The organism is Pseudoflavonifractor sp. 60, from assembly GCF_009911645.1.
GTDB lineage: Bacteria > Bacillota > Clostridia > Oscillospirales > Oscillospiraceae > Lawsonibacter.
This window is the reverse complement of the sequence record NZ_QWKI01000041.1, coordinates 89,599-100,311: the sequence shown is the minus strand read 5'-3', so window position 1 is coordinate 100,311 and position 10,713 is coordinate 89,599. Positions and strand designations below refer to the sequence as shown.

11 protein-coding genes are annotated in these 10,713 nt (G+C 61.1%); all 11 read left to right on the top strand.

Features of this window, described 5'->3' with window-relative positions:
* Window positions 1-317 (top strand): PcfB family protein (locus D1646_RS05760; protein ID WP_160635536.1); only part of this gene is annotated, 317 nt, incomplete at its 5' end.
* Window positions 314-2,071 carry a VirD4-like conjugal transfer protein, CD1115 family gene (locus tag D1646_RS05755; protein WP_160635535.1) on the top strand — a complete coding sequence of 586 codons (1,758 nt, stop codon included), beginning with the start codon at window positions 314-316 and terminating at the stop codon, window positions 2,069-2,071. The genes D1646_RS05760 and D1646_RS05755, both read left to right, overlap by 4 nt.
* Before the next feature lie 239 nt (window positions 2,072-2,310).
* The gene (locus D1646_RS05750) at window positions 2,311-2,532 is read left to right on the top strand and encodes a Maff2 family mobile element protein (RefSeq protein WP_160635534.1); all 222 of its coding nucleotides are present in this window, start codon (window positions 2,311-2,313) and stop codon (window positions 2,530-2,532) included.
* 194 nt (window positions 2,533-2,726) lie between these two features.
* Entirely contained in the window at window positions 2,727-2,948 is a 222-nt protein-coding gene (locus tag D1646_RS05745; protein ID WP_160635534.1) for a Maff2 family mobile element protein, read from the top strand.
* A 91-nt stretch (window positions 2,949-3,039) separates the two neighbouring features.
* Entirely contained in the window at window positions 3,040-3,906 is an 867-nt protein-coding gene (locus D1646_RS05740; protein WP_160635533.1) for a VirB6/TrbL-like conjugal transfer protein, CD1112 family, read from the top strand.
* Window positions 3,907-3,924: 18 nt separating this feature from the next.
* Window positions 3,925-4,398, top strand: coding sequence for a PrgI family protein (locus tag D1646_RS05735; protein ID WP_160635532.1), 474 nt, complete (start codon window positions 3,925-3,927; stop codon window positions 4,396-4,398).
* Entirely contained in the window at window positions 4,280-6,721 is a 2,442-nt protein-coding gene (locus D1646_RS05730) for a VirB4-like conjugal transfer ATPase, CD1110 family (protein ID WP_201754564.1), read from the top strand. The genes D1646_RS05735 and D1646_RS05730 overlap by 119 nt, the downstream gene beginning before the upstream one ends.
* A complete protein-coding gene (locus tag D1646_RS23675) occupies window positions 6,714-8,627 on the top strand; it encodes a C40 family peptidase (protein ID WP_160635531.1) in 1,914 nt (637 codons plus the stop codon). Before D1646_RS05730 ends, D1646_RS23675 begins: the two co-directional genes overlap by 8 nt.
* 43 nt (window positions 8,628-8,670) lie before the next feature.
* The gene (locus tag D1646_RS05720) at window positions 8,671-9,066 is read left to right on the top strand and encodes a hypothetical protein (RefSeq protein WP_160635530.1); all 396 of its coding nucleotides are present in this window, start codon (window positions 8,671-8,673) and stop codon (window positions 9,064-9,066) included.
* Between the two features lie 50 nt (window positions 9,067-9,116).
* Window positions 9,117-9,413, top strand: coding sequence for a DUF4315 family protein (locus tag D1646_RS05715; protein ID WP_160635529.1), 297 nt, complete (start codon window positions 9,117-9,119; stop codon window positions 9,411-9,413).
* Window positions 9,400-10,677, top strand: a complete 1,278-nt coding sequence (locus D1646_RS05710; RefSeq protein WP_160635528.1) for a CD1107 family mobile element protein — start codon at window positions 9,400-9,402, stop codon at window positions 10,675-10,677. The genes D1646_RS05715 and D1646_RS05710 overlap by 14 nt, the downstream gene beginning before the upstream one ends.
* Window positions 10,678-10,713 lie beyond the last annotated feature (36 nt).

Genomic DNA, 10,713 nt, shown 5'->3' with positions numbered 1-10,713 from the left:
AGCTGATCCGCAAGGACCAGGGGGCGCAGCAGATCGACATCGCCAAAAGCGGCATCAAGGACTTTGAGCGGGTGCTGAACAAGTACGGCGTGGACTACGCCATCCGAAAGGACGTGTCCCAGGAGCCGCCCCGCTTCATGGTGTTCTTCAAGGCGAAGGACGCCGATGTGCTGACCGCCGCCTTCAAGGAGTATTCCGTGAAGCTGTCCCAGAAGGAGAAGCGGCCCAGCGTCCTGAAAGCCTTGGCGCACCTGAAACAGCTTGCCAAGTCCATCCCCTCCAAGGTGCGGGAGAAGAACCAGGAGCGTGAGCGATGAACCAGAAAACAAAGAAACTCATCATCCTGAACATCCCCTATGTGGTGATCGGGCTGTTCTGCACCAACATCGGGGAGGCGTGGCGCATGGCGGCGGGTACGGACATCTCCACGAAGCTGCTGGGCTTCTTCACCTCGATGGGGGCGGCGTGGGGGAACCCCATGCCCAGCCTGCATCCCTTTGACTTGTGCATCGGCCTTGCCATCGGCGCGGCGTTCCGGCTGGTGGTGTATGTGCGGAGCAAGAACGCCAAGAAATACCGCCACGGGGAGGAGTTCGGTTCGGCGAGATGGGGCGGCCCAAAGGACATCGAGCCGTTCGCCGACCCCGTGTTTGAGAACAATGTCATCCTCACCCGGACGGAGAGCCTGACCATGAACAGCCGCCCCAAGGACCCCAAGACCGCCCGGAACAAGAATGTGCTGATCGTCGGCGGCTCCGGCAGCGGCAAAACAAGGTTTTGGCTCAAGCCGAACCTCTTACAGTGCCATAGTTCGTATGTCATCACTGACCCCAAAGGGGGGATCGTCGAGGAGTGCGGAGCCGTCCTGGTGCGGAACAAGTACCGCATCAAGATTTTCAACACCATCAACTTCAAAAAGTCGATGCATTATAACCCCTTCGCCTATATCCATGACGAAAAGGACATTTTGAAGCTGGTGACGACCCTGATGGCGAACACCAAGGGGGACGGCAAGAGCGGCGGGGACGGGGACTTCTGGGAGAAAGCCGAAAAGCTGCTCTACACGGCGCTCATCGCCTATATCCACTATGTCGCCCCCGTGGAGGAGCAGAACTTCGGGACGCTCATCACCTTCCTGAACGCGATGGAGGTCCGGGAGGACGATGAGACGTTCCAGAACCCGGTGGACCAGATGTTTGAGGCGCTGGAGCAGAAAAGCCCCAACCACTTCGCCGTCCGGCAGTACAAACTTTTCAAGCTCAGCGCCGGCAAGACGGCAAAGTCCATCCTCATCTCCTGCGGCGCGAGGCTGGCCCCCTTCGACATCGCCGAACTGCGGGAGATCACCCGATATGACGAGCTGGAGCTGGACACCCTGGGGGACCGCAAGACCGCCCTGTTCCTCATCATGAGCGACACGGACAGCACCTTCAACTTCCTCATCAGCATGATATACAGCCAGCTTTTCAATCTGCTGTGCGAGAAAGCCGATGATGTGTACCACGGGCGGCTCCCGGTCCATGTGCGCTGCCTCATTGACGAGTGCGCCAACATCGGGCAGATACCGAACCTGGAGAAGCTGGTGGCGACCATCCGAAGCCGGGAGATTTCCGCCTGCCTGGTCTTGCAGGCGCAGAGCCAGCTGAAGGCCATCTACAAGGACAACGCCGATACCATCATCGGCAACATGGACACCCGCATCTTCCTCGGCGGCAGTGAGCCTACCACCTTGAAGGAGCTTTCCGCCGCCCTGGGCAAGGAGACCATAGATATGTTCAACACCGGGGTGAGCAAGGGCAGCCAGGAGTCCCACAGCGTGAACTACCAGCGGACGGGCCATGAGCTTGCCAGCGTGGACGAGCTGGCGGTGCTGGACGGCGGCAAGTGCATCCTCCAGCTCCGGGGCGTGAGGCCGTTTTTGTCGGACAAGTACGACCTGACGAAGCATCCCAATTTCCAGTACACGGCGGACTGTGACGAGAAGAACCGCTTTGACATCGAGAAGTTCCTGGACCACCGGCTGAAGCTGAAGGCGAAGGACGAATTTGAAGTGATCGACGCGGACGGATGAGCGTCACGCCGTAAAGCCCCCTCTGCGGGGGCTTTTCTCGTATCCGAAGGGCGTTTTCCCCCTGCGTGGGACAACGCCCGCCCGTAATGAAGCTGCCGGCAAACATGATGATATGGGCAGGCATCCAACGGGCGGGCTGACCAGGCGGGGCGGCGGACGCCCTTTTTGTATCTTCAAGACCATCCAATAAACCGGGCGGGGCAAAGGCTCCGCCCCCTGTCTTTAAGGAGGACAAAGTTATGGCATTTTTCAACAGTGCGATCGGTGTGTTGCAGACCCTCGTTGTGGCGCTGGGCGCCGGCCTTGGCGTGTGGGGCGCGATCAACCTTCTGGAGGGCTACGGCAACGACAACCCCGGAGCCAAGAGCCAGGGCATGAAGCAGTTGATGGCCGGCGGCGGTGTCGCCCTCATCGGCATCACCCTCGTTCCCCTGCTGTCCGGCCTGTTCACCGCTCCCTGATCCGGGCTGTCTGACGGCAGAGGCACAGGGCATCCCCCTCTCCGGCCTGCCAGCGATGGAGCTGTCCCCACTTATGACAATGACAGGCATCCATCCGGCGGGCCAGACCGGGGAAAGCCCATGTTCCCGCAACAAAAACAACAACTTTCCGGGCGGGGGACCTCCCGCCCGCCAACTTTAAGGAGGACAAAGTTATGGCATTTTTCAACAGTGCGATCGGTGTTTTGCAGACCCTCGTTGTGGCGCTGGGCGCCGGCCTCGGCGTGTGGGGCGCGATCAACCTTCTGGAGGGCTACGGCAACGACAATCCCGGAGCCAAGAGCCAGGGCATGAAACAGCTGATGGCCGGCGGCGGTGTCGCCCTCATCGGCATCACCCTCGTTCCCCTGCTGTCCGGGCTGTTCACCGCTCCCTGACCTGCCCCGCAGGAAAGGACCCGCTGTGACCAAGGCAGGGCGGCGCGCAGCCGCCGCCCTGCTACCCTGATGAAAGGACAAGGTATTTGATTTGGGCAGTATTCTTGACGCGATAGCGGACTGGCTCAAAGAGCTCCTTATCAGCGGGATAATGGGCAATCTCACAGGCGTTTTCGATTCGGTCAACTCCCGTGTGGGGGAGATCGCCGCCGATGTGGGCATGACCCCGGCGAACTTCTCTCCGGGCATCCTCTCCATGATACGGAATGTGTCGGAGTCGGTCATCCTCCCCATAGCAGGGCTGATCCTCACCTTCATTGCCTGTTATGAGCTGATACAGCTCATCATCGAGCATAACAACTTAGCAAACTTCGAGACCTGGACCATCTTCAAGTGGATATTCAAGACCTTCGTGGCCGTCACGCTCATCTCCAACTGCTTCAATATCGTGATGGCGGTCTTTGATGTCTGCCAGACGGTGATCTCCGGGAGCGGCGGCATCATCGGCGCGTCCACGGCGGTCAGCGACTCGGCCATCGCCGCGATGGAGGCCACGCTGGAGACCTACGGCGTGGGTACTCTGCTGGGCATCTACCTGATGAGCTTCGTCATCCAGCTCACCCTCTGGATACTCTCCATCGTGATCTTTGTCATCGTCTACGGGCGCATGATCGAGATATACCTGATGACGAGCCTCGCACCCATCCCGCTGTCCACCTTCGGCAACCGGGAGCAGAGCCAGACCGGGCAGAACTACCTCCGCTCCCTGTTCGCCCTGGGCTTCCAGGGCTTTCTTATCATGATCTGTGTCGGCATCTACGCTGTGCTGATACAGTCCATCTCGTTCACTTCGGATATAGTCGCCTCCCTCTGGGGCGTTGTGGGGTATACCGTCCTTCTGGTGTTCACCCTGTTCAAGACCGGGGGCCTCGCCCGAAGCGTACTGAACGCCCACTGACCGGGAAAGGAGGTTTTCATGGCAGCGTATATCTCTATCCCCCGCGACCTGACGCGGGTAAAGTCCAAGGTGTTCTTTGGGCTGACGAAACGGCAGCTTGCCTGCTTTGGGGCGGCGGCGCTCATCGGCGTCCCGGCGTTCTTCCTGATGAAGCGTTCCGGCAACACCAGCCTTGCCGTCATGGGGATGATCGTCCTCATGCTCCCGCTGTTCTTCCTCGCCATGTACGAGAAGGACGGGCAGCCGCTGGAGACGGTGGCGCGGCACTTCATCCAGGCGAAGTTCATCCGCCCGAAGGTGCGCCCCTATGCGACCAACAACTATTACTCTGCCCTGATGCGGCAGGACCAAGTGGAAAAGGAGGTACAGGCCATTGTTCAAAACGCAGAAAGGCGGGCGCGGGAAAGCGGACCCCATCGCCCTTCCCGCAAGCCTGACAAAAGCGGAGAAAAAACAGATCAGGGCCATCATCGAGAAGGCCCGCAGGGATGACGGGACACCCCGCACCGCCCAGCAGTCCATCCCGTTCCAGCGGATGTTCCCGGACGGCATCTGCCGTGTCACCGACAACTACTACACCAAGACCGTCCAGTTCAACGACATCAACTACCAGCTCGCCCAGCAGGAGGACAAGACGGCTATCTTTGAGGAGTGGTGCAGCTTCCTCAACTTCTTCGACAGCTCCATCCGTTTCGAGCTGTCCTTCATGAACATGGCGACCGACGCGGAGAGCTTCGAGAAGTCCGTCCGCATCCCGCCCGCTGGGGACGCCTTTGACAGCGTCCGGGCGGAGTACAGCCAGATGCTGAAAAGCCAGCTTGCCAGGGGCAACAATGGTCTCACCAAGGCGAAGTACCTGACCTTCGGCATCGAGGCGGCGTCCATGCGGCAGGCGAAGCCCCGGCTGGACCATGTGGAGACGGACCTGCTGAACAACTTCAAGCGCATCGGCGTGGCCGCCTCCGTACTGAACGGGAAAGAGCGCCTGCGCCTGATGCACTCCATGTTCCACATGGGGGAGCGTGAGCCCTTTGCCTTTGAGTGGAAGTGGCTGGTGGAGTCCGGGCTTTCCGTCAAGGACTTCATCGCCCCCGCCGCCTTTGCCTTCAACGGCCGGCGCACCTTCCAGGTGGGCGGTATGTACGGCGCCCTATCGTTCCTGTCCATCACGGCCTCGGACATCAGCGACCGTATGCTGGCGGACATCCTGGACATCGACTCCAGCCAGATCGTCACCATGCACATCCAGTCCATCGACCAGAACAAGGCCATCAAGACGGTGAAGCACACCATCACGGAGCTGGACCGGAGCAAGATCGAGGAACAGAAGAAGGCCGTCCGCGCCGGGTACGACATCGACATCATCCCCTCCGACCTCGCCACCTACGGCAGGGACGCCAAGGCGCTGCTGAAGGAATTGCAGAGCCAGAACGAGCGGATGTTCATGGTGACATTCCTGGTGATGAACACCGGGCGCACCGAGCAGGAGCTGGAGACCAATGTGTTCCAGTCCCAGAGCATCGCCCAGAAGCACAACTGCGTCCTGCGGCGGCTGGACTTCCAGCAGGAGCAGGGCCTGATGTCCTCCCTGCCGCTGGCGCAGAACCTCATCGAGATACAGCGGGGGCTTACCACCAGCTCCACCGCCATCTTCATCCCGTTCACCACGCAGGAGCTGTTCCAGGACCGGAAGGAGTCCCTCTACTACGGCCTGAACGCCCTGAGCAACAACCTCATCATGGTGGACAGGAAATCCCTGAAAAATCCCAACGGCCTCATCCTGGGTACGCCCGGTTCCGGCAAGTCCTTTGCCGCCAAGCGGGAGATCGCCAACGCCTTTTTGGTGTCGGACGATGATGTCATCATCTGCGACCCGGAGGCGGAGTACGCGCCCCTGGTGGAGCGGTTCGGCGGCCAGATCATCAGGATCAGCCCGTCCAGCAGCCAGTATGTCAACCCGATGGACATCAACCTGAACTACTCCGAGGAGGACAACCCCGTTGCGCTGAAAGCCGACTTCATCCTCTCCCTCTGCGAGCTGGTGGTGGGCGGCAAGGAGGGCCTCCAGCCGGTGGAGAAAACGGTCATCGACCGCTGTGTCCACCAGATATACCAGAAGTATTTCGAGGACCCCAGGCCGGAGAATATGCCCCTCTTGCAGGACCTCTACGAGGCGCTCTTAAAGCAGGAGGAAAAGGAGGCCCGCCATGTGGCGACCGCCCTTGAAATTTATGTCACCGGCTCCCTGAACATCTTCAACCACCGCACCAATGTGGACATCACCAACCGCATCGTCTGCTTCGACATCAAGGACCTGGGCAAGCAGATGAAGAAGATCGGGATGCTGGTGGTGCAGGACCAGGTGTGGGGGCGCGTGACCCAGAACCGCAGCGCAGGCAAGGCCACCCGGTATTTCATGGACGAGTTCCATCTGCTCCTGAAGGAGGAGCAGACGGCGGCCTACTCCGTGGAGATTTGGAAACGGTTCCGCAAATGGGGAGGCATCCCCACCGGCATCACCCAGAATGTGAAGGACCTGCTCTCCAGCCGGGAAGTGGAGAACATCTTTGAGAACAGCGACTTCATCATCATGCTCAACCAGGCGGCGGGGGACCGCGCCATCCTGGCGAAGCAGCTCAACATTTCGCCCCACCAGCTCTCCTATGTGACCCACTCCGGCGAGGGTGAGGGGCTGCTGTTTTTCGGCAATGTGATCCTGCCCTTCGTGGACCGTTTCCCCACCGACCTGGAACTCTACAAGATCATGACGACCAAGCTGACGGAGGTCAGGAAGCGGGAGGTAGACAATGGCTGATAAGGCGCGCCGCCTCCATTTTACGGAGGATGAGCTTTCTGACCGGGACATCCGCAGGGCGGCGAAAAAGGCGGACAAGGCCGCCGATAAAGCGGACCGGGCGAATGAGAAGCTCCCGACAAAGAGGCGTGTGCGTATCACCCGTGACAGCGGCAGGGCCGAGGCCGTGGATGAGCGGCTGTCGGATAAGCTCCACCAGTCCCGGCAGTCCTCCAAGGCGGACAGGGAAAAGGAAAAATCCCCCTCGAAAAGGCGGTCCCGCACCACCGCCAGAAGCGGCAAGGCGGAGACCACCGCGGAGCGGCTCTCGGATAAGCTGCGCCCGGAACGGCAGTCTACGAAAGCCGCAAGGGGCAAGCTCCGCATCGAGGTGACGGAAGCCACCGCCCAGAAGCCGGGGGCGGGTGGCCGGGCGGCGGTGAACGCCCCCGCCGCTGCCCTATACGCGGCAAGGAACACCGTCCGGGATGCCGTGGGCCGGTCGGACGATGACGGTGAGGGCAACTCCGGCGCGGACGCCCTGCAAAGTGGGGAGTCCACGGTGCGGAACACCGGGAACGTCGTGAACAACCGCCATTACAGCCACAAGCTGAAACAGTACGACAAGGCGGCGAGGCTGGAGCGGAAGTCGGACAGCGCCAATGTGGAGGCCCTGTACCAGCGGGAGCGCCACAATTCCCCCAACCATTCCTCCAATCCCATCTCCAAGTGGCGGCAGAAGCAGGAACTGAAAAAGCGGTATATGGAGGCCAAGGCCAGCGGCAAAGCCGGGGCTTCCGGGGCGGCGAAGGGCGGAAAAAAGGCCACCGAGGGAACGAAGTCACTGGTGGATAAAGGGATTGAGTTTGTAAAGGAGCATCCCAAAGCCATCCTTATCGCTGGTGTCCTGGGGCTGCTCATCATGCTCATCGCCGGGATGTTCTCATCCTGCACCGCCATGTTCGCCGGGAGCGGGAATGCGGTGCTGGGGACCTCCTACACGGCGGAGGACGCTGACATCCTGGGGGCCGACGCGGACTATTCCGCGCTGGAGACTGCCCTGGACAACCAGATAAGCAATATCGAAAGCACCCACCCCGGCTATGACGAGTACCGCTACGACCTGGCGGAGATCGGCCACAACCCCTATGAGCTGGCCTCCTACCTGACGGTCCTGTTCGAGGACTACACCAGGACGGAGGTGCAAAGCACCCTGCAAAGCCTGTTTGCCCAGCAGTACACCCTCACCCTCACGCCGGAGGTAGAGGTCCGCTACCGCACAGAGACCAGGACGGACAGCGAGGGCAACGACTACGATGTGGAAGTGCCGTACAACTATCATATCCTCAATGTGAAGCTGACCAACAAGGGGCTGGGGGCGGTGATCCGGGACTCCGGGCTGACAACGGAGCAGGCCGACCGCTACGATGTGCTGATGACCACCAGCGGCAACCGTTCGGAGCTGTTCGGGGAGGATGTGTACGGCGTGGCCGGGGGCGAGTACACGGACTACGACATCCCTGGCGAGGCGCTGACCGATGAGAAATTCCGCAGGATGATAACCGAGGCGGAGAAGTATCTGGGCTACCCCTATGTCTGGGGCGGCAGTTCCCCCAGCACAAGTTTTGACTGCTCCGGCTTCGTGTCGTGGGTCATCAACCACAGCGGCAACGGCTGGAACGTGGGGCGGCTGGGCGCCAGGGGGCTGAAAAATATCTGCGACATCATCCCGCCCGACCAGGCGAAGCCGGGAGACCTGATCTTCTTCCACCACACCTACGACGCCCCGGACCCCAGCGACGCCACCCATGTGGGCATCTATGTGGGCGATGGGATGATGATCCACTGCGGAAATCCCATCTCCTACGCCAGCACCGAGAGCAGCTATTGGCAGAGCCATTTCCTATGCTTCGGGCGCATCAGGTGACGCCGCTGGCAAGACCACAAGACCAGGGGAGGTGAGGAACAAGATGGATGAGATGGGGAAAGACCCGCGCCAGCCATCCGAGGCATATCCTGGCGATACCATCGGGAGCCTGATGGCCGAGTGTGAGCTGCTGGAGCAGTATATCGGCGGCGAAAAGGACCGGCTGGAACGCTTCATGCTGGAGACAGGCGGCGCAAGTGACGCATCTGACCGCATAGAGGAGCGGATAGCCATCCTGCAAGATATGCTCACATCGGCGGAAGGCCGCTTGCAGGCGCTGTATGACGCCCAGGAGCGGGAGGCTTTTGCGCCGGAGAAGGAAACCGCGGGGCGGGCATCAGTGATAAAGGACCTCGGCGAGAAAAAGGCGGCAGCAACACGGAAACCGCCTGAAATGAAAAAGGAGCGGAAAGCCCCAGGCATGGATATGGAACGGTAACGGCCCATCCCTGCCCTAAAGCGTTTCAGGCACAAACAAAAGGAGCGAAAATGAGCGAGAAACTGGACAAGATCGGGGCCGAACGGGACCGCGCAAGAGAAAAGCGCGACCAGTGGGACGCCCGTTACAAGGAGCTTTGCCAGAAATATATCCAGCAGGAGAACACGGAGATCCATGAGATGGTGCGGGCGCGGAACATGACCCCGGACCAGCTTGCGGAGGTCCTGAAAGCCCTGCAAGGCGGGCTGCTCCCCTTCCCGGCCGCTGTGCCGGGGGCGGGCGCGCCGGCTGGCCGTGACAACAACACTTCTGAGATCAAGGAGGATAAAGAGCATGAAGATCAATAGCATGATCGCCGGCCTTATGGCGGGCGTTCTGATGATGGGGAACCTCTCCGCCGTGTGCTTTGCGGCGGACAATTCCCCGGTTTCCACGGAGGGGGCCGCTGGGACAGAGACCGTGGAGACAGCCCCCGCTGGAACGGACGGGACTGCCGGGGACGCTGTGGAGACTGACAGCCCCGCCCTGCCCGATGGCGCCACCCTCGGCACGAAGATCGTCCTGCCGGAAGGTGTGACGATCAGCGAGGACGGGAAGATCACCTTTTCCGCCCAGGGCATGGAGCAGATCATGGAGGCCCTGATGGGCGCCGATACCAGCAAGGATACCAGCGAGGAGACCGATACCGACGCTGTCGCCGATGCCGGGACGGAGGCGGCGACAGAAACCGTTGCCGTTGGCACAGTCAATGTCCGCAGCGACACCTACCTGAACCTCCGCTCCGGCTCCGGCATGGAACACTCGGTGATCGGGCATCTGCTCCGTGGGACGGAGGTGGAGGTCATCGGCGAGAGCGGCGACTGGTATGAGGTCGTGGTCCCGGAGGCCACCGGGTATGTCTACAAGGACTATCTGGATGTGGCGGAACAGGAGGTCCCCACCGCCCCGCCCGCGGATGACGGGCAGGATTCGCCTGACACAAGCGGTGGCTTTGACGAGGACACCCTGATGATGATGCTCCTGCTGATGATGAGCATGGGGAGTACCGACACGGCAGAGCCTCCCTCCGCCGCCCTCACCCCGGACGGGAACCTGACGCTGGTGGACGATTATGACGAGGCCCATGCGGACGGCTCCGGCAAGCAGTTCATCACGCTGGTGACAAAGGCCGGGAACACTTTCTACCTCATCATCGACCGGGATGACGAGGGGGAGCAGACCGTCCACTTCCTGAACCTGGTGGACGAGGCGGACCTGCTGGCCCTGATGGACGAGGACGAGGCGGCGAAGTACGCCAAGCCGGAGACGGAGGTACAGCCGCCCGCCGAGACCCAGCAGCCGGAGGACAACGCGGACAAGCCGGATGAGGAAAAGCCAGCGCCCAAGGCCAACCCCCTGCCTGCCCTGCTCCTTGTGCTGGCGCTGCTGGGTGGAGGCGGCTTCTTCGCCTATACGAAGTTCTTCAAGGGCGGCGGGAAGAAGGAACAGGCCAAGCCGGACCCGGACGCCGACTATTCGGAGGATGACGAGGACTACGGCCTCCCGGAGGACATTGGGCTTGACGATGAGGACGAGGATGGCTTTGACGGGTCGGACGATGAGCCGGTCTAAGCGGAGCCGTCTGTATCTGATGGAACAGTCTGCGGC

Coding starts and splice junctions, on each gene's coding strand:
- D1646_RS05755 (WP_160635535.1), top strand. CDS start 314: ATGAACCAGAAAACAAAGAAACTCATCATCCTGAACATCCCCTATGTG.
- D1646_RS05750 (WP_160635534.1), top strand. CDS start 2,311: ATGGCATTTTTCAACAGTGCGATCGGTGTGTTGCAGACCCTCGTTGTG.
- D1646_RS05745 (WP_160635534.1), top strand. CDS start 2,727: ATGGCATTTTTCAACAGTGCGATCGGTGTTTTGCAGACCCTCGTTGTG.
- D1646_RS05735 (WP_160635532.1), top strand. CDS start 3,925: ATGGCAGCGTATATCTCTATCCCCCGCGACCTGACGCGGGTAAAGTCC.
- D1646_RS23675 (WP_160635531.1), top strand. CDS start 6,714: ATGGCTGATAAGGCGCGCCGCCTCCATTTTACGGAGGATGAGCTTTCT.
- D1646_RS05720 (WP_160635530.1), top strand. CDS start 8,671: ATGGATGAGATGGGGAAAGACCCGCGCCAGCCATCCGAGGCATATCCT.
- D1646_RS05715 (WP_160635529.1), top strand. CDS start 9,117: ATGAGCGAGAAACTGGACAAGATCGGGGCCGAACGGGACCGCGCAAGA.
- D1646_RS05710 (WP_160635528.1), top strand. CDS start 9,400: ATGAAGATCAATAGCATGATCGCCGGCCTTATGGCGGGCGTTCTGATG.